The organism is Pseudomonas sp. Z3-6 (assembly GCF_051131985.1).
Taxonomy (GTDB): Bacteria; Pseudomonadota; Gammaproteobacteria; order Pseudomonadales; family Pseudomonadaceae; genus Aquipseudomonas; species Aquipseudomonas zanjanensis.
In genome coordinates this window covers 4,371,899-4,395,262 of sequence record NZ_CP071644.1, presented here as the reverse complement: position 1 = coordinate 4,395,262, position 23,364 = coordinate 4,371,899, and the positions used below count along the sequence as shown (strand labels likewise).

Here is a 23,364-nt window from a genome sequence, read left to right as displayed (position 1 = left end):
TGAACGTTGACATGATTTGTACGCGAGCAGCGGCTGAATCGCCAGCCCTTGTGGCGAGGGAGCTTGCTCCCGCTCGGGTGCGCAGCAGCCGCCAATGGTTGGGCCCGCTTCGCAGTCCAGCGGGAGCAAGCTCCCTCGCCACAATGAATCACATCACCCTTGAGTGAAGGGGCTCTGTACCGGAATCAATCCTGGCGGCTGGTGACTTCCAGCAAGTGGTAGCCGAACTGGGTCTTGACCGGGCCCTGGACCGTATTGATCGGCGCGCTGAACACCACGGTGTCGAATTCCTTGACCATCTGGCCCGGGCCGAACGAACCCAGGTCGCCGCCCTGACGGCTGGATGGGCAGGAAGAGTTGGCCTTGGCGATTTCGGCGAAATCGGCGCCGGCTTCGATCTGGGCCTTGAGTTCGTTGCACTTGTCTTCGCTGGAAACCAGGATGTGGCGGGCAGTGGCTTTGGCCATGGGGCAAAATTCCTTTCAATGTATTTAAAGGTGTTGAGCCTACCGGATTCATCGACGGGGTGTTGTCAAAATTGCGTCAAAACCTTGGGCCCGGCGATCAAAGGCCGGCCTTGCGCAGGCGCTCGGCGTGGCGCAGGTAAAGCTCTGCGGGGTCTGTTCCCGAGCATGCCTTGCCGCTTCCAGGGTTGATGGCCTCCATGTGGTCCATGGGGTAGTCGGAGCGAATGACCCTGCCCAAGTGCGAACTGAAACGCCCGACCAGGCCGTCGTTCTGCCCGGCTTCGGTGATGAAGTATTCGGAAAAGGCGCGGCAGAAAGCCTGCAAAGGCGCCTGTTCTTTACCCATCGGTTCTTGCAACGTGCCGCTCCATGAGTAGTAGTGCACGCCATTGACCCGCTCCGGTCCGTTCCCGCCCCAGTGCTTAGGCAGGCCCTGGGGGTATTTGTCATTGAAGGCACCAACGCCCTCTGTGGTCATAGCCGCCAGGGCGGCGACGGCGGCCGGCGATAGCTGCGCCTGGCCGTCCAGCAACGAGATGAAGTCAGCGAACAGCGTGGCGACACCCCGTGCCACATGCCCCGGCAGTCGTCCAGGGATAAGGGCCTTGCGCAGGAAGTCGGCCAGTTCGGAGCCATGGTTGGGGCCGCTGACCGAGGTGACCGAGGCCACTATGTCAGGTGCCTGCGCGGCGGCATATCGGGCGGCCAGCGCGCCCTGGCTGTGGCCGATCAGGTTGACCCGAGTAGTACCGGCGCCGGCCAGGACCCGATCGATCTGCGCCAGCAGTTGTTCGCCTCTGGCCTCGTTGGAGTGGGTGGCCGACAAGTACGGGATGAACACCCGGGCACCGCCTGCGCGTAGGGCCTGTTTGATGCCATGGAAAAGTTCGAAGCCGCCGATCTGGTCAAACCCGAACAACCCATGGACCAGCAGGATGGGAAATTGAGTGGTTGCATTCCGTTGCATGTTCGTACCTTTTTCGAAGAGGTTCACCTTGAATTTGCGACTTCACTCTAATGCAGGCTCATCCTGTGTGGTGTAGGAAGGAACCGCCCTGATCCAAGGAAATCGGAATAAAAACAGTGGGAATAGTGGGAGGTAACCCGGTGGCGCTCAAAGGTGTAGGAGACCTCCGATAACCATTGTCGTTTGCAGCTACAGGTTCGAGCGCCAAGGGCTCACTCCCGCTGTCGCCTTGTCTGGCTGTGGGTTTGCCGCGGGCGGGTTTTAATGGCTCCATCAGGCGCCGTTATCGGAACGGTGCCTTCATCCAAGGACTGGAGCTTGCACATGATCACCTATCCATCGCTTCAACGAACCCGTTCAATGTCCGAAACCAGGTTGCCACCACCGGTCCTGGCGGCGGCCAGGGACGGGGTGATCAACCCCGCTTGGCGCAGGGCTGTGATTACCGTCAAGCCGTATCCCATGATGACGTGCGGGGATGAGGTGTTGCTGCGTTGGCACGGCCTCAACAACGATGGCGAACCCTACCGGCATGAAGTGGCCGGGTTCGTCACCGAACGGCAAGTGGGGCGAGATGTCGTGTTCGTCGTGCGCGAACCGCATATCGCCGAGTTGGACGGTGGCTCGTTGGAGATCTCCTACCAAGTGACGGGCAAACGGTTGCCGGGCACGCTGGCGTCGGAACACCTGCAACTGGGGATCGGCGATGCCGCGCCGCAACTGCTGCCCGTCATTGCCAACGATGCGGTGGGTGGCAGTCTCGATCCGAACCGGGTGCCTGAAGGAACCTGGGTGAGCATCCGGCCCTACGCCAGGATGGCGGTCGGCGATCGCTTGATCCTGACGGCCAGCAAGGATTCCAACGTGCTGTGGCGCGATGTGCTGGACATAGAAGCCCACGCGGTGGGGCGTAAGGTATCGCTCTGGATCGATCATTCGTTGATCGCACCCCATGAAGGGCACGACCTGGCCTTGGTCTATGTGGTCCGGCACGGGCATTCGGTGCGTCGTGCCGAGCCTTTGTCGCTGCACATCGGTCCGCTGCGGCGTCCTGCGCTGAAGGCGCTCCAGATTCTAGAAATGAACGCCGGATGGCTGGAGGTCGACGCCCTGCAAGAAGGGGTGACGATTGTCATCGATGACCCTGGGCTTGAGGCGGGAGAGTGGGTCTGGTTGCAGTGCAATGGCAACTCCACTCATGTGCTTGAACGCGAAATCACCGAGGCCACGGCAGGTCAATCGCTCAAGTTTGTGATTCCTGCCAGTTATTGGCAGGAACAGCGCGACAGGTCAGTGAGCGTGTTTTATCAGGTCGAGCGCCTGGATGACGTCAGCCAGCGGTCCGAGTGGGTGACGGTCCAGGTCCGCTCCCGCGCGCCAGGCTGACTCAAGGCGTGCGCCGCCTTTGTGGGAGCGAGTTGACCATTAGTCCGGCAGTCGCCCAGGACCAGTTGTGGGAGCGAGCCTGCTCGCGAAGGCGGTCTATCTGAAATGATGATGTTGAATGTGCCACCGTCTTCGCGAGCAGGCTCGCTCCCACAGGGATTTGAGTTGACCATTAGGCCGGCAGTCACTCAGGACCAGTTGTGGGAGCGAGCCTGCTCGCGAAGGCGGTCTATCTGAGACGATGATGTTGAATGTGCCACCGTCTTCGCGAGCAGGCTCGCTCCCACAGGGATTTGAGTTGACCATTAGGCCGGCAGTCACTCAGGACCAGTTGTGGGAGCGAGCCTGCTCGCGAAGGCGGTCTATCTGAAACGATGATGTTGAATGTGCCACCGTCTTCGCGAGCAGGCTCGCTCCCACAGGGATTTGAGTTGACCATTAGGCCGGCAGTCACTCAGGACCAGTTGTGGGAGCGAGCCTGCTCGCGAAGGCGGTCTATCTGAAACGATGATGTTTGAATGTGCCACCGTCTTCGCGAGCAGGCTCGCTCCCACAGGGATTTGAGTTGACCATTAGGCCGGCAGTCCCCAGGACCAGTGGTGGGAGCGGGCTTGCTCGCGAAGGCGGTCTATCTGAGACGATGATGTTGAATGTGCCACCGTCTTCGCGAGCAAGCCCGCTCCCACAGGGATTTGAGTTGACCATTAGGCCGGCAATCACCTAGGACCAGTTGTGGGAGCGAGCCTGCTCGCGAAGGCGGTCTATCTGAAATGATGATGTTGAATGTGCCACCGTCTTCGCGAGCAGGCTCGCTCCCACAGGGATTTGAGTTGACCATTAGGCCGGCAGTCACTCAGGACCAGTTGTGGGAGCGAGCCTGCTCGCGAAGGCGGTCTATCTGAGACGATGATGTTGAATGTGCCACCGTCTTCGCGAGCAGGCTCGCTCCCACAGGGATTTGAGTTGACCATTAGGCCGGCAGTCACTCAGGACCAGTTGTGGGAGCGAGCCTGCTCGCGAAGGCGGTCTATCTGAAACGATGATGTTGAATGTGCCACCGTCTTCGCTAGCAAGCCCGCTCCTACAGAAGTTGCGCTCGTTCGCTATTCCATCGGCGTGCTGACAAACGCCTCCAGCCCTTCGGCATAGGCGGTGAACGCGCTGATCGACGGGAATGACTTACCCTGCACCTGGTCCGGTACCACTAGGTGGGTGAAGCTCCAGGCCACCGCCACGGTAATACCGGCCTGATCGAGTGTGCCATCGGTGACCAGTGGCTGTTTCCCCAGTTCCTGCTCTAGCAAGTCATAGGCTGCCGCCAGTTGGCCTTCCACGCGTTCAACCCAGGGGGCGTGTTGGATTTCCGTCGGGCGCAGGTTGCGTTCGTAGTAGATCTGCACCGATTTCTCGCACGCCGCCAGGGCCAGGCCAATCAGGCGCAGGGAGCGCAGCCGCTGCCCACTGTCGACCGGCATCAGGCTTTTACCCGGCGCGGCCAAGGCCTCGAGATAGTCGATGATCAACGTCGAGTCCATCAGCACGTTGCCATCGTCCAGCACCAGGGTCGGAGCCTTGACCACCGGGTTGATGCGCTGGAACTGGTCGAAATGCCTGAACACCGAAACGGATTCGTGTTCCAGGGCAACCCCCAGGCACTTGGCGGAAATGGCGACGCGTCGCACATAGGGCGAGTCCAGCATGCCGATCAGTTTCATGACATCTCCTTCAGAAAGTCTTGTGGGTGTTAATCCTCGAACCCGACCTGTTCATGGATTTCATCGACCTTGAGTTCCAGCCGGTAAGCCACGGCGATGAACAACGCCTGGCACAGGCACAACGTGGCGCTCAGCGAACGGAAGGCGAACGAGCTGCCTTCGTTCACCAGCAACACCGCATTGGCCCGTTTGGCCAGGGGGGAAAGGTTGCTGTCGGTGATGATCAGGGTCTTGGCCTGGTGATGCTGGGCGATGCGCAAGCAGTGCTGGGTTTCCTTGCCATAGGGTGTGAAGCTGATGGCAATGACCAGATCGTTGGCCCGCACGCTGCGCATCTGCTCGCGGTAACTGCCCCCCAGGCCGGACACCAGGTGAATGCGCTTGTTGGTGTGCTGCAGGTTGTAGACCAGATAGTCGGCAACCGCGAACGAACGGCGTACACCCACCACATAGATGTTGTCGGCGTTGACCACCAGGTCCACGGCCTTTTCGAACGCCTGGTCGTCCAGCTCCAACCCCAGGCGCTCGATGCCCGACAAGGTTGCGTTGACGCATTCGCGGGCCAGGTCGCCACCGCTGGCCTTCTGCGACTTGTTGGCGATCATGCTGCGGATGCGCTGCTGGTAGTTCTGCACCGGGGTGGTCTTGTGAGTGTAGGCCTCGCGAAACAACGCCTGCATTTCGCTGAACCCGCTGAAGCCGAAGCGCTGGGAAAACCGGACGATGGCCGAGGGGTGCACTTCGCATTCCCGGGCGATGTCGCTGATGCGATCCACCATGATCCGGTCACTCTGCTGGCTCATGTAGCTGGCGATGCGTTTGAGCTGGCGCGGCAGGCTTTCGTATTCGTCGGTGATCAGTTGCAACAGGCGCTCGGCATTGATCGGTGGGCTCGGGAGGGCGGGTTCGGACGCGCTCTCGGACGGCGCCGGCAGATCATCGGGGCGGGTCATAGGAAATCCTTCTGGCTTGTTCTTATAGGGCGGCCCAAAAAAGACCGGCCCTCGACAATAGGTTGGCTGGTCGCAGTCTACAGCGTAGGCGCAGGGAAAATCATGGGCGGACAAATGTTGCAGCAGTGCTGAAACGATGCACTGTGCCTGGTTCGCTTGGGTCATAGCGTATTGGAAAAAATATTCCACGTAAAAAATTTATAGAATAATTATTGATTCTTGCCTGCGGCTCGTTTTAGTCTGCATTCACCAACAGCGTTGGCGCCGGTGTCGGCGACAAGCGCAGGCTGATAAAAATAACAGGAGCCAGCATGGGCCAGACTCGTTTTGCCAGTGGGCGTCAATTGGATGTGATCTGCCTGGGACGCCTGGGCGTCGACCTCTATGCGCAGCAAGTCGGCGCGCGCCTGGAAGATGTTTCGAGCTTCGCCAAGTACCTGGGCGGTTCCTCTGCCAACATCGCGTTCGGCACGGCGCGCCTGGGGCTTCGGTCGGCGATGCTGAGCCGGGTCGGGGACGACCACATGGGGCGTTTCCTGGTGGAGTCCCTGGCCCGCGAAGGCTGCGATGTCAGCGGCATCAAGGTCGATCCCGAGCGCCTGACGGCCATGGTCCTGCTGGGGATCAAGGACCGGGAAACCTTCCCTCTGGTGTTCTACCGGGAAAATTGCGCGGACATGGCGCTGCGCGCCGAAGACATCGACGAAACCTTCATTGCCTCCAGCAAGGCCCTGCTGATCACCGGCACGCATTTCTCCACCGATGGCGTCTACCAGGCCAGTATCCAGGCGCTGGACTATGCGCAAAAGCACCAGGTCAAGCGCGTCCTCGACATCGACTATCGGCCGGTGCTCTGGGGCCTGGCGGCCAAGGCTGACGGAGAAACCCGGTTTGTCGCCGACCAGAAGGTCAGCCAGCACGTGCAAGGCATCCTGCCGCGTTTCGACCTGATCGTTGGCACCGAAGAAGAATTCCTCATCGCCGGTGGCAGCGAAGACCTGCTGACCGCGCTGCGCACCGTACGCTCGCTGACGGCGGCGACCTTGGTGGTCAAGCTCGGCCCCCAGGGCTGCACGGTGATCCATGGCGCTATCCCGGCCCGGCTCGAAGACGGTGCGATTTACCCAGGTGTTCGCGTCGAAGTCTTGAACGTACTGGGCGCCGGTGATGCGTTCATGTCGGGCTTTCTTGCCGGCTGGCTGGAAGATGCCAGCGATGAACGCTGCTGTCAGTTGGCCAATGCCTGTGGCGGCCTGGTGGTGTCGCGCCATGCCTGCGCCCCGGCGATGCCGACCCGGGCCGAGCTCGACTATTTATTCCAGAGCCCGGTGCCGATCACCCGGCCCGACCAGGATGTCGTGTTGCAACGGCTGCACCAGGTCAGCGTACCCCGCAAGGCTTGGAAACAGTTGTTCATCTTTGCCTTCGACCATCGCGGACAATTGGTGGAACTGGCCCAGAAGGGCGGTCGCGAGTTGAGCAGCATCGGCGAGCTCAAGCAACTATTCATCCAGGCGGTGGCGCGGGTCGAAGCCGACCTGCGGCATCAGGGCATCGAGGCTGACGTCGGTCTGCTGGCCGACCAGCGCTTCGGCCAGGATTCGCTGAACGCTGCCACCGGGCGCGGCTGGTGGGTGGCGCGGCCGGTGGAGGTGCAAGGTTCGCGGCCGCTGGCCTTCGAACATGGGCGTTCCATTGGCAGCAACCTGATCGCTTGGCCACAGGAGCAGATCATCAAGTGCCTGGTGCAATTTCACCCTGACGACGAACCGCTGCTGCGCCTGGAGCAAGAGGCGCAGTTGATGGGGTTGTACAAGGCCTCCCAGGCCAGCGGCCATGAATTGCTGCTGGAAATCATACCGCCCAAGGATCACCCATCACCGCACCCGGACGTGCTCTATCGTGCCCTCAAGCGCCTCTACAACCTGGGTATCTTCCCGGCGTGGTGGAAGATCGAGGCCCAGGGCGCGCAGGAGTGGCAGCAGCTCGACGAGCTGATCCAGCAGCGCGACCCGTATTGCCGTGGCGTGGTCCTGCTGGGCCTCAATGCCCCGGCCGCCGCGTTGGCCGAAGGCTTTCGCCAGGCCCGTCGGAGCACCACCTGCCGTGGGTTTGCCGTGGGCCGTACGATCTTCCAGGAGCCGAGCCGGGCCTGGCTGGCCGGGGAAATCGACGACGAAACGCTGATCCGGGATGTGCAGGGCAGGTTTGTGGAATTGATCGAGGCGTGGCGCAGTGCCCGTGCTTGATGAGTTAACGCAGATCCAATGTGGGAGCGGGCTTGCTCGCGAAAGCGGTGTGTCAGGCAACATCAATGTTGAATATGCCGCCGCCTTCGCGAGCAAGCCCGCTCCCACAAGTGTTCAGCGTCGTTCTTACTGATTGTGAAAACAATAAAAGGTGCAGCCATGCCCGCTATTCGAATTGGCATCAACCCGATTTCCTGGAGCAACGATGACTTGCCGTCGTTGGGCGGCGAGACGCCGTTGAGTACGGCGCTGAGTGAAGGCAAGGCCATCGGCTACGAAGGTTTTGAGCTCAACGGCAAATTCCCCAAGGACGCCAAGGGCGTCGGCGATGTGCTGCGGCCTTATGACCTGGCGCTGGTTTCCGGTTGGTATTCCAGTCGCCTGGCCCGGCGTTCGGCGGCGGAAGAAATCGACGCCATCGCCAGCCACGTCGAGCTGTTGGCGCAGAACGGCGCGACGGTGCTGGTCTACGGCGAAGTGGCCGATTCCATCCAGGGCCATCGGATTCCATTGGTCGAGCGGCCGCGTTTCCATACGGATGACGCCTGGCAAGCCTACGCCGACAAACTCACCGAACTGGCGCGCTTCACCCTATCCCAAGGCGTGCGCCTGGCCTACCACCACCACATGGGCGCCTACGTCGAATCGCCCACGGACATCGACAAACTGATGGCCCTGACCGGCAGCGAAGTGGGCCTGTTGTTCGACTCGGGTCACTGCTACATGGGCGGTGGCGAGCCGTTGCAGGTGCTGCGCAAACACATCGAGCGGGTCTGCCACGTGCACTTCAAGGACGTGCGCAAACCGGTGGTGCAACTGGCCCGCAACAACCTCTGGAGCTTCCCCGACTGCATCATCAACGGCACCTTCACCGTGCCGGGGGATGGCGACATCGACTTCGCCGCGTTGCTCGACGTGCTGCTGGCCGCCGACTACCAAGGCTGGCTGGTGGTGGAAGCCGAGCAGGACCCTGCCGTAGCCCCAAGTTATGCCTACGCCAAGAAGGGCTACGACACCCTGCGCGCCTTGCTGAACGAAAGGAGCCCGTCATGAGCCTGTTGATCAAGAGCCAATCCAGCGGCCGGACCATGGTCCAGTTGCCGGCGGGCGAGTTGGAATACGTCGGCTTCGCTGCCTACCGCCTGCGTCTCGGTGAAACCCTGCCAGTGGCCGCCGGGGACAAGGAATTGTGCCTGGTGCTGCTCAGTGGTCGCGTCAGCCTCAAGGGCGAAGCGCCGGGGCAGGGCGCCTTCGATTGGGACAACCTCGGTGATCGCCAGTCGGTGTTCGAGGACAAATCACCTTATGCCGCTTACCTGCCGCCCGGCAGCCAGGCCCAGGTCACCGCCCTGAGCGACGTGCAGATTGCCGTGTGCGCCGCACCGGGTTCGGCGCAAAACAGTCATGGCCCACGGCTGATCCGCCCGGACAGCATGAAGCGCAGCGTGCGCGGCAAAGGCGCCAATACCCGCTATGTCTGCGACATCCTGCCGGACAGCGAACCGGCGCACTCGCTGCTGGTGGTGGAGGTGCGCACGCCGTCGGGGCATTCCTCGAGTTACCCGCCCCACAAGCACGACACCGACGACCTGCCGCACCAGAGTTTCCTCGAAGAGACCTATTACCACCAGGTCAATCCGTCCCAAGGCTTCGTGTTCCAGCGGGTCTACACCGACGACCGCAGCATCGACCAGGCCATGGCGGTGGAGAACAACGACTTGGTGGTCGTCCCCAAGGGCTATCACCCAGTCAGCGTGCCCTACGGGTACGAGTCGTATTACCTGAACGTCATGGCCGGCCCGAAGCGGGTCTGGCAATTCCACAACGATCCGCAGCACAGCTGGCTGCTGGATCTCTGACCCCACACATACGCAGGGAGAACAAGCACGATGAGCGACGCCCCGGTAGTAGGCCATTACATCAACGGTCAGGTGCAGGACAGCGAAAGTCCGCGGTCCAGCAACGTCTTCAATCCGGCCACCGGTGCGGTGCAGGCGCGGGTGGCCCTGGCCGAACCGAGTACCGTCGACGCGGCGGTGGCCTCGGCGCTGGCGGCGTTCCCAGCCTGGTCCGAGCAGTCGTCATTGCGCCGTTCGCGGGTGATGTTCAAGTTCAAGGAACTGCTCGATCGTCACCACGACGAACTGGCCCAAATCATCAGCCGTGAACACGGCAAGGTGCTGTCCGATGCCCACGGCGAGGTCACCCGCGGCATCGAGATCGTCGAGTACGCCTGCGGTGCGCCGAACCTGCTCAAGACCTATTTCAGCGACAACATCGGTGGCGGCATCGACAACTGGAACCTGCGCCAGCCCCTGGGCGTTTGCGCCGGGGTCACGCCGTTCAATTTCCCGGTGATGGTGCCGCTGTGGATGATTCCCCTGGCGCTGGTTGCCGGCAACTGCTTCATCCTCAAGCCTTCGGAACGCGACCCGTCCGCCAGTTTGCTGATGGCCCGCTTGCTGACCGAAGCCGGCCTGCCGGACGGTGTGTTCAACGTGGTCCAGGGTGACAAAGTGGCGGTGGATGCGCTGTTGCAGCACCCGGACATCGAAGCGATTTCCTTTGTCGGCTCCACGCCCATCGCCGAGTACATCCACCAGCAGGGCACGGCCCACGGCAAGCGTGTGCAGGCCCTGGGCGGGGCCAAGAATCACATGATCGTCATGCCCGATGCCGACCTCGACCAGGCGGCGGACGCCTTGATCGGTGCCGCCTACGGCTCGGCCGGTGAACGCTGCATGGCCATTTCCATCGCCGTGGCAGTGGGCGACGTCGGCGACGAACTGATCGCTCGGCTGCTGCCGCGCATCGACCAGTTGAACGTCGGCAACGGCCAGCAACCCGGCACCGACATGGGGCCCCTGGTCACCGCCGAGCACAAGGCCAAGGTCGAAGGTTTCATCGATGCCGGCGTGGCCGAGGGCGCCCGGCTGATTGTCGACGGCCGAGGCTTCAAAGTGCCGGGGGCGGAGCAGGGGTTCTTTGTCGGGGCGACGCTGTTCGATCAGGTCACTGCCGAGATGAGCATCTATCAGCAAGAGATTTTCGGCCCGGTGCTGGGGATCGTGCGTGTGCCGGACTTCGCCACGGCGGTGGCGTTGATCAACGCCCATGAGTTCGGCAACGGCGTGTCGTGCTTCACCCGCGACGGCGGCATCGCCCGGGCGTTCGCCCGCAGTATCAAGGTCGGCATGGTGGGCATCAACGTGCCGATTCCGGTGCCCATGGCCTGGCATTCCTTTGGCGGCTGGAAGCGCTCGTTGTTCGGCGACCACCACGCCTACGGCGAGGAAGGCCTACGCTTCTACAGCCGCTATAAGAGCGTGATGCAGCGATGGCCCGACAGCATCGCCAAGGGCCCTGAATTCAGCATGCCGACTGCCCAATAACGCATTTTTCGAATGACTGCCGGAGGGAGAACAACAATGAACAAGCCCCTGCGTTTTGCCTTGAACCGAATGGTTGCCCCGCGCCTGTCACTGCCGGCATTCATCGACTTGGCCCTGGCGTTGAAAACCGATGCCATCGAGATTCGCAACGACCTGAAGGGTGTCGAGATCGAAGACGGCATGCCGCCGGCTCGCGTCCGTGAATTGTGCGAGGCCCGCGGCATCAAGGTGCTGTCGATCAACGCCCTGTACCCCTTCGATGTGTGGAACGAAGAGCGCCGCGCCCAGGCCGTGCGGCTGGCCGACTACGCCCGCGAGTGCGGCGCCGAGGGGCTGGTGATGTGCCCACTCAATGACCGCGCCGACCCGCGCAGCGAAGCCGAGCGTGCGGCTGGGCTGCGTACTGCCCTCAGTGAACTGGCACCGATCCTGCGCGCCTTCGGCATCTACGGTTTCATCGAGCCCCTGGGGTTCGAAGAGTGCTCGCTGCGTCGCAAGCGCACGGCGGTGGAAGCGATCAAGAGCATTGGCGGGCTGGATGTGTTCCGCCTGGTGCACGACACCTTCCACCATCATCTGGCCGGCGAGCAGGAGTTCTTCCCCGAACTGACCGGGCTGGTGCACATCTCCGGCGTCGAGGATGCCCAGGCACCTCTGGCGACCATTCGTGACGGCCACCGGGTGCTGGTGGGCAAGGCTGACATCCTTGGCAATGCCAAGCAGATCGAGGCGTTGCTCAGCGGCGGTTATGACGGCTACCTGTCTTTCGAGCCATTTGCCGAGAGCGTCCATGAGCTGGCCGACATTCGCCAGGCGTTGGGGGCGAGCATGAATCACCTGCAAAGCTCACGGGCCTGAGCCCGTTATCAACCTGATGAAGATCCCCCTTGTGGGAGCGGGCTTGCTCGCGAAGGCGGCAGTACATCCAACATTGATGTGGCCTGACATACCGCTTTCGCGAGCAAGCCCGCTCCCACAGGGGAGTGAGCAAACCGCCAGATTTGCATTCCAGACAAGGTGCAAGCATGACCACAACACGACTGACCATGGCCCAGGCCTTGGTGAAATTCCTCGATAACCAGTACATCGAAGTCGATGGCGTCCAGAGCAAGTTCGTCGCCGGGGTCTTTACCATTTTCGGCCACGGCAACGTGCTGGGCCTGGGCCAGGCGCTGGAGCAGGACAGCGGCGACCTGGTGGTCCATCAGGGCCGCAACGAGCAGGGCATGGCCCATGCCGCCATCGGGTTTGCCAAGCAGCATCTGCGGCGCAAGATCTACGCCTGCAGTTCCTCGGTCGGCCCCGGTGCGGCGAACATGCTGACCGCCGCGGCCACCGCCACGGCCAACCGCATTCCGCTGCTGCTGTTGCCCGGCGATGTCTACGCCAGTCGCCAGCCGGACCCGGTGCTGCAACAGATCGAGCAGTTCCACGACCTGAGCATCAGCACCAACGATGCCTTCAAGGCCGTGAGCAAATACTGGGACCGCATCAACCGCCCCGAGCAATTGATGACCGCCGCGATTCACGCGATGCGGGTGCTGACCGACCCGGCCGAAACCGGCGCGGTGACCCTGGCGCTGCCCCAGGACGTGCAAGCCGAAGCCTACGACTACCCGGATTACTTCCTGCAAAAACGCGTGCACCGCATCGACCGCCGGCCGGCCACCGAAGCGATGCTCGGCGATGCCCTGGCGTTGCTCAAGGGCAAGCGCAAGCCGTTGATCATCTGCGGTGGCGGCGTACGCTACTCCGGCGCCAACGCCGCGCTACAGGCGTTTGCCGAGCGCTTCGAGATTCCCTTTGCCGAGACCCAGGCGGGGAAAAGCGCGGTGGTGTCCAGCCATCCGCTGAACGTCGGCGGTGTCGGCGAAACCGGTTGCCTGGCGGCGAACCTGCTGGCCAAGAAAGCCGATCTGATCATCGGTATCGGCACCCGCTATAGCGATTTCACCACCGCGTCGAAATGGCTGTTCCAGCACCCGGATGTGCAGTTCCTCAACCTCAACATCAGCTCGTGCGATGCCTTGAAGCTCGACGGCGTGCAACTGTTGGCCGACGCCCGTTCGGGCCTGGAGGCCTTGTCGGCCGCGATGGGGGATTATCGTGCCGAATGGGGCGGGCAGGTTGCCGATGCGAAGGCCCAGCTCGACGCCGAAGTGGACCGTATCTACCAGGCGGATTACCAGGCTGAGGATTTCGTCCCGGAAATCAACGACCACATGGACCCGGCGGTGTTTCGCGAATTCATCGAGCTCACCGGTTCCTGCCTGACCCAGAGCCGCGTGCTCGGTACGCTCAACCAAGCCTTGGCGGATGACGCCATCATCGTCGCCGCCGCCGGCAGCCTGCCCGGCGATTTGCAGCGCAGCTGGCGCAGCAAGGGCGTCGACACTTATCACGTCGAGTACGGTTATTCGTGCATGGGCTACGAGGTCAATGCCGCCCTGGGCGTGAAGCTCGCCGAGCCGGACAAAGAGGTCTATGCGTTGGTGGGCGACGGCTCCTACATGATGCTGCATTCGGAACTGGCGACCTCGATCCAGGAGCGCCGCAAGATCAACGTGGTGCTGTTGGACAACATGACGTTCGGTTGCATCAACAACCTGCAAATGGAACACGGCATGGACAGCTTCGGTACCGAGTTCCGTTTCCGCAACTCCGAGACCGGCAAGCTCGACGGTGCCTTTGTGCCAGTGGATTTCGCCATGAGCGCGGCGGCCTACGGTTGCAAGACCTACAAGGTCAAGACGCTGGATGAGTTGCACGCGGCCCTGGCCGATGCGCGGCGCCAGACGGTCTCGACGCTGATCGACATCAAGGTTCTGCCCAAGACCATGATCCACAAATACCTGTCGTGGTGGCGGGTTGGCGTGGCGCAAGTGTCCACCAGCGCCCGCACCGATGCCGTCGCCAAAACCCTCAACGAACGACTGGCCAAGGCCCGTCAATACTGATTGCCCCAACCCTACGAAAGGAGTTCCAAATGTCTTTGAAGCTGGGCGTCATCGGCACCGGGGCCATCGGCCAGGACCATATCCGTCGTTGCAGCCAGACCTTGCTCAACAGCCAGGTGGTGGCGGTGACCGACATCAACCTCGCCCAGGCGGCGAAGGTGGTGGCCGACTTGAAATTGACCGCCGAGGTCTATCCCGACGGTCATGCATTGATCAAGGCGCCGGACGTGGAGGCGATCCTCGTCACCTCCTGGGGCCCGAGCCATGAAGAGTTCGTGCTGGCGGCAATTGCGGCGGGCAAGCCGGTGTTCTGTGAAAAGCCCCTGGCGGTCACGGCCGAAGGCTGCCGCAAGATCGTCGACGCCGAAGTGGCCCATGGCAAGCGCCTGGTGCAGGTCGGTTTCATGCGTCCGTACGATGAAGGCTATCGCGCGCTCAAGGCGGTGATCGACAGTGGCCAGATCGGTGAACCGCTGATGCTGCACTGCGCCCACCGCAACCCGAGCGTGGGCGAGAACTACAAGGCCGACATGGCGATCACCGACACCTTGATTCATGAACTGGATGTGTTGCGCTGGCTGTTGGCCGATGACTACGTCTCGGTGCAAGTGGTGTTCCCCCGCAAGACCAGCAAGGCCCTGGCCCACCTGCGGGACCCGCAGATTGTCCTGCTGGAAACCGCCCGGGGCACGCGCATCGACGTCGAAGTGTTCGTCAACTGCCAGTACGGCTACGACATCCAATGCGAAGTGGTGGGGGAGACCGGCATCGCCAAGCTGCCGGAACCGTCCCAGGTGCAACTGCGCAGCGGCGCCAAGCTGTCCAATGCGATCCTGATGGATTGGAAGGACCGCTTCATCGCCGCCTACGACGTCGAGTTGCAGGCTTTCATCGATGGCGTGCGCGCCGGGCAAGTGGGCGGGCCGTCGGCCTGGGATGGGTTTGCCGCGGCGGTGGCGGCGGATGCTTGTGTCGAGGCGCAACAGAGTGGGCAGATCGTCAAGGTCGACTTGCCCGAGCGCCCACATTTTTACGGCTAGATTCATTCTCTGTGGGAGCGGGCTTGCTCGCGAAGGCGTAGTGTCAGTCGCTATCAATGCTAAATGTACCGCCGCCTTCGCGAGCAAGCCCGCTCCCACAGTCGGCTGCGTTCCCCTCAAAGGTACTCGGTCAAACTGTGGGAGCCGAGCTTGCTCGCGATGGTGGCGGTGGGTCAGCTTGCATTGATGTCGACTGGTACACCGCCATCGCGAGCAAGCTCAGCTCCCACAAGGGATTTGTGGTGAGCAGAGTTCCCGCAGTCATCCGGGAACAAACTGTGGGAGCGAGCCTGCTCGCGATAGCGGTGGGTCAGTCAACGCAATGCTGGCTGATCCACCGCCATCGCGAGCAGGCTCGCTCCCACAGGGCCCGGCGTTATTTCCAGATAAGGAGCTTTCATGCGAATCGGACTAGTCGGCTACGGCAAGGGTGGGCGGTTCTTTCATGCGCCGCTGATCAGCAGCCTGCCAGGGGCTACGTTTGTCGGCGTGGTGACGCGGTCCGCCGAGCGCCGTCAACAATTGGCCAGCGATCACCCGGATGCCCAGGCCTTCGACACCCTCGAACAATTGGTGGCGGCCGGCGTCGATGCGGTGGTGGTGTCCACCCCTTTGGACGGTCGCCCGGCCATTGTGATGCAAGCCATCGAACTCGGCGTGGCGGTGGTCAGCGACAAACCATTCGCCCCTGACGCCGCCCAGGCCGAGGCCATGGTGTTGGCCGCCGAACAACGCGGCGTGCCGCTGAGCGTGTACCAGAACCGTCGCTGGGATTCGGATTTCCTGACCTTGCGCAAACTGCTGGCCTCTGGTGCCCTCGGGCAAATCATCCGTTTTGAATCCAGCGTCGAGCGTTATTCGCCAACGTCGGTGGGCAAAGGCAGCGGCGGCGGGTTTCTGCGCGACCTCGGCAGCCATCTGGTGGACCAGGCGCTGCAATTGTTCGGCCCGGTGGTGCGGGTCTACGCCGAGCTGGATTATCGGCAGCCGGACCAGGTGTTCGACAACGGTTTCTTCATGTCCCTGACCCATGCCAGCGGCGTGATTTCCCACTTGAGCGGCAATTGCGTGCAAAACGCAGCGCGCCCGCGTTTTCGGGTCAACGGCACCCAGGGCTGCTACACCGTCGAAGGCCTGGATGGGCAAGAGGCCCAGGCGCTGGCCGGCTTGAGCCCGGCGACCGAGGGCGAACGCTGGGGGGCGGAAGAACATCGACGCTGGGGCTGGTTCGAACACGGCACCGAGCGCGAGCGAGTGACTTCCGAACGTGGCTGCTGGCTGGCGTTCTACCAACAACTGCAAAGCGCGTTGCAGGACGCTGGCCCGCTGCCGGTGAAGGCCCGTGACGCGTTGGCCACCACGCGCCTCCTCGATGCGGCCAGGCAGAGTGCCGAGCAGGGCGAAGTGGTGTGTTTATCCGCGCCTGTGGGACATGGAATAAAAAACGAATAAAATTCTAAAATCAGTTGATATGGAAAATATTTTCCAATAAAGTCGATTCCAGGTTACCGACAACCCTGTCTGCCTCCCGCCAAGCCAACCTTGAACGGACGACAGACGAAACAAAAACAAGAAACACAGCTAGGTACCGTCGATGAAAACCTTCAGCCGCTCTGCGTTTCACCTGCCACATCTGCTGCGCCTGTCCGCAGTCCTCCCCCTGTTCGAATCCCTGTGTATCCAGCGCAAGGGCGCCATGGTCTGTTGCATGCCCGGTGCGCCTATCGTGCGCTTGCCCCGTTCCTGATCCGTCACGCCTTATCCATAAAACCAACAAAAAAGTGGAGAAAGACCGTTCATGAAGACCAAGACCCGTATCGCCTCGCTGGCCCTGTCGTTGATGCTCACCAGCGGCGCTGCCCTGGCGGACCTGAAGATCGGCGTCAGCATGTCCCAATTCGATGACACCTGGTTGACCTACCTGCGCGAGTCCATGGACAAGAAGGCCAAGTCCTTGCCCGATGGCGTCACCCTGCAGTTCGAAGATGCGCGCAGTGACGTGGTCAAGCAACTGAGCCAGGTGGAAAGCTTCATCAGCCAGAAGGTCGATGCGCTCATCGTCAACCCGGTGGACACCGCCGCGACCCAGCGCATCACCAAGGCCGCGGTGGCTGCCGGTATCCCACTGGTGTACGTCAACCGCCGCCCGGACGATCCGAAATTGCCGGAAGGGGTGGTCACCGTGGCCTCCGATGACCTCGAAGCCGGGCGCATGCAAATGCAATACCTGGCCGACAAGATGGGCGGCAAGGGCGACATCGTGATCCTGTTGGGTGACCTGGCGAACAATTCCACCACCAACCGCACCAAGGGCGTCAAGGAAGTGCTGGCCAAGTACCCGGGCATCAAGATCGAACAGGAACAGACCGGTATCTGGTCGCGGGACAAGGGTATGACCCTGGTCAACGACTGGCTGACCCAAGGCCGCGAGTTCAACGCGGTGGTGTCCAACAACGACGAAATGGCCATCGGCGCGGCCATGGCCCTCAAGCAAGCGGGTAAAGAGAAAGGCAGCGTATTGATTGCCGGGGTCGATGGCACGCCGGACGGTTTGAACGCCATCAAGAAAGGCCAAATGGCGGTCTCGGTGTTCCAGGACGCCAAGGGCCAGGCCGATGGCTCCATCGACACGGCGGTCAAAATGGCCAAGGGCGAGAAAATGGCGTCCGTCGTGGTGCCGTACCGCTTGATCACGCCGGACAACGTCGATCAGTTCAAGTGACGTTCAACCCGGTCCCACCACAACAATAAGCAGGCAAGGTTGCAACGCCACCTTGCCGAGGGAGTACCTGATCATGTTCGCTTCAGCGACTGCTTCGAGCGCCCCGGCCATGACTTTCCAGCCGGACGTATTACTTGATGAGCCGTACCTGCTGGAAGTCGTCAACGTCAGCAAGGGCTTTCCCGGTGTGGTGGCCTTGTCCGATGTTCAACTGCGGGTGCGCCCCGGCTCCGTGCTGGCCCTGATGGGTGAAAACGGTGCGGGCAAATCCACCTTGATGAAGATCATCGCCGGCATCTACCAGCCGGACGCCGGCGAACTGCGCCTGCGCGGCAAACCGGTGACGTTCGACACGCCGCTGGCGGCGTTGCAGGCCGGCATCGCGATGATCCATCAGGAACTGAACCTGATGCCCCACATGAGCATCGCCGAAAACATCTGGATCGGCCGCGAGCAGCTCAACGGCCTGCACATGGTCGACCATGGCGAAATGCACCGCTGCACCGCCCGGCTGCTGGAGCGCCTGCGCATCAAGCTCGACCCCGAGGAGCAGGTGGGCAACCTGAGCATTGCCGAGCGGCAGATGGTGGAGATTGCCAAGGCGGTCTCGTATGACTCCGACATCCTGATCATGGACGAGCCGACTTCGGCCATCACCGAGACCGAAGTCGCCCACCTGTTCTCGATCATTGCCGACCTCAAGTCCCAGGGCAAAGGCATCATCTACATCACCCATAAGATGAACGAAGTGTTTGCCATCGCCGATGAAGTGGCGGTGTTTCGCGACGGCGCCTATATCGGCCTGCAACGGGCCGACAGCATGGACGGCGACAGCCTGATCTCGATGATGGTCGGGCGTGAGCTGAGCCAATTGTTCCCGGTGCGCGAGCAACCCATCGGTGAGTTGGTGCTGTCGGTGCGCGACCTGAGCCTGGACGGCATCTTCAAAGGCGTGTCCTTCGACCTGCATGCCGGGGAGATCCTGGGGATCGCCGGGTTGATGGGCTCGGGCCGGACCAACGTGGCCGAAGCGATTTTCGGCGTGACCCCGAGCACCGGCGGCGAAATCCTCCTGGACGGCCAACCGGTGCGCATCACCGACCCGCACATGGCCATCGAAAAAGGCTTCGCGCTGTTGACCGAGGACCGCAAGCTCAGTGGCCTGTTCCCGTGCCTGTCGGTGCTGGAAAACATGGAGATGGCCGTGCTGCCCCATTACGTCGGCAACGGCTTCATCCAACAGAAAGCCCTGCGCGCCTTGTGCGAGGACATGTGCAAGAAGCTGCGGGTCAAGACCCCGTCGCTGGAACAGTGCATCGACACCTTGTCCGGCGGCAACCAGCAGAAAGCCTTGCTGGCGCGCTGGTTGATGACCAATCCACGCATCCTGATCCTCGACGAGCCGACCCGCGGCATCGATGTCGGTGCCAAGGCCGAGATCTACCGGCTCATCGCCTATCTCGCCAGCGAAGGCATGGCGGTGATCATGATTTCCTCGGAACTGCCGGAAGTATTGGGCATGAGCGACCGGGTCATGGTGATGCACGAAGGCGACCTGATGGGCACGCTCGACCGCAGCGAAGCGACCCAGGAACGCGTGATGCAACTGGCCTCGGGCCTGTCCTGATGCCTTTTGGCTCAGGTAAATAAAGTCGAGCAAAAATGTGGCGAGGGAGCTTGCTCCCGCTGGGGCGCGAAGCGGCCCTGTGTCGGCTCGCAATACGGCCCAGCGGAGCAAGTTCCCTGGCCACGGATCAAAAAAGGTGATTGGCTATGAACGCGATACTGGAAAACAAACCCGCGGCAGCACCGAACAGGACCCGGCGGCGGTTGCCGACGGAACTGAGCATCTTCCTGGTGCTGATCGGCATCGGCCTGGTGTTCGAAATGTTCGGCTGGATCATGCGTGACCAGAGTTTCCTGATGAACTCCCAGCGCCTGGTGCTGATGATCTTGCAAGTGTCGATCATCGGCCTGCTGGCCATCGGCGTGACCCAGGTGATCATCACCACCGGCATCGACCTGTCGTCCGGCTCGGTGCTGGCGCTGTCGGCGATGATCGCCGCCAGCCTGGCCCAGACCTCGGACTTCGCCCGGGCGGTGTTTCCCTCGCTGACGGACTTGCCGGTGTGGATACCCGTGGTGGCGGGGCTTGGGGTCGGGCTGCTGGCCGGGGCGATCAATGGCAGCATCATCGCCATTACCGGCATCCCGCCGTTCATCGCCACCCTCGGCATGATGGTCTCGGCCCGTGGCCTGGCACGCTACTACACCGAAGGCCAGCCGGTGAGCATGCTGTCCGATTCCTATACCGCCATTGGCCATGGCGCGATGCCGGTGATCATCTTCCTGGTGGTGGCGGTGATCTTCCACATTGCCCTGCGCTACACCAAGTACGGCAAGTACACCTACGCCATTGGCGGCAACATGCAGGCGGCGCGCACATCGGGCATCAACGTCAAGCGCCACTTGGTGATCGTCTACAGCATTGCCGGGTTGCTGGCGGGGTTGGCCGGCGTGGTGGCCTCGGCGCGGGCGGCGACCGGGCAGGCGGGCATGGGCATGTCCTATGAGCTGGACGCGATTGCGGCGGCGGTGATCGGCGGCACCAGCCTGGCGGGTGGGGTGGGGCGCATCACCGGGACGGTGATCGGGGCGCTGATCCTCGGCGTGATGGCCAGCGGCTTTACCTTCGTCGGGGTCGATGCCTACATTCAGGACATCATCAAGGGCTTGATCATCGTGGTGGCGGTGGTCATCGACCAGTACCGCAACAAGCGCAAACTCAAGCGCTGATAGCCGAAAGTTGCGACAAAGCGCCACGCCTGACCCGCGTGGCGTAGCCATTTGTCTTCTTAATACAGCAATTGCACCGAATTTCTTGTTATAAACGCACTCCGATGACTGCCAAAAGCCTGTCAGAGAACATTTGAGGGGGTTGTCGGACATTTTCCCTATGTTTTCAGTTGCTGAGGCCTCGACTCGGCCTTAGACTGCCGCCCCTCGTAAATTGAGTGCCGGGTGGCGCTTGGAATAGACGGCGCCTTACCCGATGAGCGTGGCAGCTGCGCTGCGGGACGCTCCATAATTCGCCTTAATGCACGTTTTTTTATAGAGAAATCAATGACAAAGGAAAAGTTGCTGGCCATGCCGGCGGATGACTACATGAATGCCGAGCAGCTGGCTTTCTTCACTAAGCTGTTGCAGAACATGAAAGTCGAAACCCACGAGCGCATCGAACAGAACCGAATCGCCATTGAGAGCCTGGACACCCCGGCCGACCCGGCGGACGCTGCTTCCGTAGAAGAAGAGCGTACCTGGCTGGTCAACGCCATCGATCGCGACCAGCGCATGCTGCCTCAACTGGAGCAGGCCCTGGACCGTATCAACGACGACAGCTTCGGCTGGTGCGACGACAGCGGCGAGCCGATCGGCCTCAAGCGCCTGCTGATCAGCCCGACCACCAAGTACTGCATCGAAGCCCAGGAACGTCACGAACAAATCGACAAGCACCAGCGTCAGGCCTGATTCGCGTTGTTCAAAAAGATCGCGACCTTTTGACGAAGGCCGCGATCTTTTGCTTTCGCCGGTACCTGTTCGTCTACTCCCGTTGACCTGCTGCAAGAACACGACTAATGGACCATGGATAATGGCTCGGTAGTGGCGTTTAATGCGGTCATAACAACGAGAATGTGGGTGACGAACATGGCGACAGACGGAACGCTGGCGGGTGCGGTGCCGGCCTCGGTAGCCGAAACGAAAGGCGCGGCGCGCTGGCTGACGCCGACCTTGCAGAGTCTGGCCCTGGCCTTGCTGCTGTGCGGCATGGCCTTGGGCGGCTGGTCGCTGTACTTGGGCCTGCCGCTGGTGATGCTGATCGTCTGGTTGCCGCGCCTGCGTTCACGCGTGGCCGCGGCAGCCGCACCCAGCACTGACACCCTGGCCGAGTTGACCCGCGACTTGTCCTACACCACCAGCCATAACGCCCTGTCGGCCGCCGGTGTTGCCTATTCGGTCAAGCAACTGGCCGGCAAGGTCCAGTCCCAACTCGATGCGGCGGCGCAGATCGTCAGCAATGCCGAATCGATGATCGCCACTGAACAGGCCACTTCACAACTCAGCCAGCAAGCCCTGGGCGCCGCCAGCGAGGCCCATCGCAGCAGCGTGGCCGGGCGCAGCGAACTGGTGGAGTCCATCAGCCGCATGCACCAGCTCAGCCAGCGGGCGAATGACAGCCGGGAATTGATCGAAGCCCTGAGCGTACGCAGCGATGAAATCCAGCGGGTCAGCCTGGTGATCCAATCGATCGCCAGCCAGACCAACCTGCTGGCGCTGAACGCGGCCATCGAGGCGGCCCGGGCCGGTGAGCATGGCCGTGGGTTTGCGGTGGTGGCCGATGAAGTTCGCGGCCTGGCCGGGCGTACCGCCGCGGCAACCGGCGAAGTCGGGGTGATGGTGGCCGACATCCAGCAGCGCACCGCCCAGGTGGTGGAGCAGATCCGCCAACTGGCCGCCGACCTGGACAGTGGTGTGCAGCAGGTCGAGCACACCGGCCAGCACCTGGAGAACATCGCCCGCCTTGCAGAAGGGGTTGAAACCCAGGTCGGTGCCATTGCCCAGGGCACTGACACCAATCGCGAACAACTCGACAGCCTGTTCCACGCCATCGAGCAGATGCGCAGCGACCTGTCCATCAGCGACCAGCAGACCCAGCGCCTGGCCGAGGCGGCGGTGCAGATGGAAGGCCAGGCCGAAACCATCAGCGAACGCCTGGCCGAGGTGGGCCTCGACGATTATCACCAGCGGGTCTACGACCTCGCGCGGGAAGGGGCAAGCCAGATCGCCGCGCAGTTCGAGGCCGATATCGACCAGGGCCGTGTCAGCCTCGAGGACTTGTTCGACCGTAACTATCAACCGATCCCCAATACCCAGCCGGCCAAATACCAGACACGCTTCGACCGCTACACCGACCAGGTCCTGCCCGCCATCCAGGAACCGCTGCTGGCCCGTCACGAGGGCCTGGTGTTTGCGATTGCCTGCACCCAACAGGGTTATGTGCCGACCCACAATAAGGTCTTCAGCCAGCCGCTGACCGGCGATCCCCAGGTGGACACGCTGAATAACCGCACCAAGCGCAAGTTCTCCGATCGCACCGGGATCCGCTGCGGCAGCCACCAGCAACCGGTGCTGTTGCAGACCTACACCCGGGACACGGGGGAGTTGATGCATGACCTGTCCGTGCCAATCATGCTCAAGGGGCGTCATTGGGGCGGCTTGCGCTTGGGCTACAAACCCGAGAAGCCGCGCTAGACCTCAGCGCCACGGATGTGACAAGGAAGCTTTTGTGGCGAGGGAGCTTGCTCCCGCTGGGCTGCGCAGCAGCCCCAAAGGCTGACCCTCCTCAACCTGACCCACCGAGGCGGCAGGTCCAAGGGCTGCTGCGCACCCCAGCGGGAGCAAGCTCCCTCGCCACAAGAGCGGTGGTGAATGCTATTAATGGGCCTTGCCGCTACTTG

Annotated in this window: 19 protein-coding genes; 15 read left to right on the top strand and 4 right to left on the bottom strand. The window is 62.0% G+C overall.

Annotation, left to right across the window (positions count from 1 at the left end):
* Nucleotides 1-185 precede the first annotated feature (185 nt).
* Nucleotides 186-467, bottom strand: coding sequence for a peptidylprolyl isomerase (locus J3P88_RS18935; RefSeq protein WP_186710432.1), 282 nt, complete (start codon nucleotides 465-467; stop codon nucleotides 186-188).
* A gap of 97 nt (nucleotides 468-564) precedes the next feature.
* Nucleotides 565-1,434, bottom strand: coding sequence for an esterase/lipase family protein (locus tag J3P88_RS18930; RefSeq protein ID WP_434570946.1), 870 nt, complete (start codon nucleotides 1,432-1,434; stop codon nucleotides 565-567).
* A gap of 360 nt (nucleotides 1,435-1,794) precedes the next feature.
* Between J3P88_RS18930 and J3P88_RS18925 the strand changes: the two genes are divergently transcribed.
* Complete coding sequence (locus J3P88_RS18925) at nucleotides 1,795-2,820, top strand: hypothetical protein (RefSeq protein WP_434570944.1); 1,026 nt, start codon at nucleotides 1,795-1,797, stop codon at nucleotides 2,818-2,820.
* Nucleotides 2,821-3,923: 1,103 nt separating this feature from the next.
* Here the strand turns inward: J3P88_RS18925 and J3P88_RS18920 are convergent.
* Both J3P88_RS18920 and J3P88_RS18915 read right to left on the bottom strand, forming a co-directional pair.
* Nucleotides 3,924-4,535 (bottom strand): glutathione S-transferase, encoded by a 612-nt coding sequence (locus J3P88_RS18920; protein ID WP_186729050.1) that lies wholly within the window; start codon nucleotides 4,533-4,535, stop codon nucleotides 3,924-3,926.
* A gap of 29 nt (nucleotides 4,536-4,564) precedes the next feature.
* Nucleotides 4,565-5,488: a MurR/RpiR family transcriptional regulator gene (locus tag J3P88_RS18915; protein ID WP_003202885.1), complete on the bottom strand. Its 924-nt coding sequence runs from the start codon at nucleotides 5,486-5,488 to the stop codon at nucleotides 4,565-4,567.
* Nucleotides 5,489-5,799: 311 nt separating this feature from the next.
* Between J3P88_RS18915 and J3P88_RS18910 the strand changes: the two genes are divergently transcribed.
* The 14 genes from J3P88_RS18910 to J3P88_RS18845 all read left to right on the top strand — a co-directional run bounded on the left by J3P88_RS18910 (nucleotide 5,800) and on the right by J3P88_RS18845 (nucleotide 23,158).
* Complete coding sequence (locus J3P88_RS18910) at nucleotides 5,800-7,737, top strand: bifunctional 5-dehydro-2-deoxygluconokinase/5-dehydro-2-deoxyphosphogluconate aldolase (RefSeq protein WP_434570941.1); 1,938 nt, start codon at nucleotides 5,800-5,802, stop codon at nucleotides 7,735-7,737.
* Nucleotides 7,738-7,896: 159 nt separating this feature from the next.
* Nucleotides 7,897-8,790, top strand: a complete 894-nt coding sequence (gene iolE, locus J3P88_RS18905) for a myo-inosose-2 dehydratase (RefSeq protein WP_434570939.1) — start codon at nucleotides 7,897-7,899, stop codon at nucleotides 8,788-8,790.
* Nucleotides 8,787-9,596, top strand: coding sequence for a 5-deoxy-glucuronate isomerase (iolB, locus tag J3P88_RS18900; RefSeq protein WP_411385000.1), 810 nt, complete (start codon nucleotides 8,787-8,789; stop codon nucleotides 9,594-9,596). The genes iolE and iolB overlap by 4 nt, the downstream gene beginning before the upstream one ends.
* 30 nt (nucleotides 9,597-9,626) lie before the next feature.
* Nucleotides 9,627-11,129 carry a CoA-acylating methylmalonate-semialdehyde dehydrogenase gene (locus J3P88_RS18895; protein ID WP_434570937.1) on the top strand — a complete coding sequence of 501 codons (1,503 nt, stop codon included), beginning with the start codon at nucleotides 9,627-9,629 and terminating at the stop codon, nucleotides 11,127-11,129.
* A 36-nt stretch (nucleotides 11,130-11,165) separates the two neighbouring features.
* Nucleotides 11,166-11,987 (top strand): TIM barrel protein, encoded by an 822-nt coding sequence (locus J3P88_RS18890; protein WP_434570936.1) that lies wholly within the window; start codon nucleotides 11,166-11,168, stop codon nucleotides 11,985-11,987.
* A gap of 167 nt (nucleotides 11,988-12,154) precedes the next feature.
* The gene (gene iolD, locus J3P88_RS18885; protein ID WP_434570934.1) at nucleotides 12,155-14,086 is read left to right on the top strand and encodes a 3D-(3,5/4)-trihydroxycyclohexane-1,2-dione acylhydrolase (decyclizing); all 1,932 of its coding nucleotides are present in this window, start codon (nucleotides 12,155-12,157) and stop codon (nucleotides 14,084-14,086) included.
* 29 nt (nucleotides 14,087-14,115) lie between these two features.
* Nucleotides 14,116-15,126, top strand: a complete 1,011-nt coding sequence (locus J3P88_RS18880; protein WP_434570932.1) for a Gfo/Idh/MocA family protein — start codon at nucleotides 14,116-14,118, stop codon at nucleotides 15,124-15,126.
* A gap of 399 nt (nucleotides 15,127-15,525) precedes the next feature.
* A complete protein-coding gene (locus J3P88_RS18875; RefSeq protein ID WP_434570930.1) occupies nucleotides 15,526-16,578 on the top strand; it encodes a Gfo/Idh/MocA family protein in 1,053 nt (350 codons plus the stop codon).
* Between the two features lie 142 nt (nucleotides 16,579-16,720).
* Complete coding sequence (locus J3P88_RS18870; protein WP_186710408.1) at nucleotides 16,721-16,873, top strand: hypothetical protein; 153 nt, start codon at nucleotides 16,721-16,723, stop codon at nucleotides 16,871-16,873.
* Between the two features lie 51 nt (nucleotides 16,874-16,924).
* Nucleotides 16,925-17,848 (top strand): sugar ABC transporter substrate-binding protein, encoded by a 924-nt coding sequence (locus J3P88_RS18865; protein WP_434570928.1) that lies wholly within the window; start codon nucleotides 16,925-16,927, stop codon nucleotides 17,846-17,848.
* A gap of 73 nt (nucleotides 17,849-17,921) precedes the next feature.
* Complete coding sequence (locus J3P88_RS18860) at nucleotides 17,922-19,475, top strand: sugar ABC transporter ATP-binding protein (RefSeq protein WP_186729056.1); 1,554 nt, start codon at nucleotides 17,922-17,924, stop codon at nucleotides 19,473-19,475.
* A 146-nt stretch (nucleotides 19,476-19,621) separates the two neighbouring features.
* Nucleotides 19,622-20,644 (top strand): ABC transporter permease, encoded by a 1,023-nt coding sequence (locus J3P88_RS18855; protein ID WP_186710404.1) that lies wholly within the window; start codon nucleotides 19,622-19,624, stop codon nucleotides 20,642-20,644.
* Between the two features lie 327 nt (nucleotides 20,645-20,971).
* Nucleotides 20,972-21,376, top strand: a complete 405-nt coding sequence (locus tag J3P88_RS18850) for a TraR/DksA family transcriptional regulator (protein ID WP_003202859.1) — start codon at nucleotides 20,972-20,974, stop codon at nucleotides 21,374-21,376.
* 177 nt (nucleotides 21,377-21,553) lie between these two features.
* A complete protein-coding gene (locus tag J3P88_RS18845; protein WP_186729057.1) occupies nucleotides 21,554-23,158 on the top strand; it encodes a methyl-accepting chemotaxis protein in 1,605 nt (534 codons plus the stop codon).
* Nucleotides 23,159-23,364 lie beyond the last annotated feature (206 nt).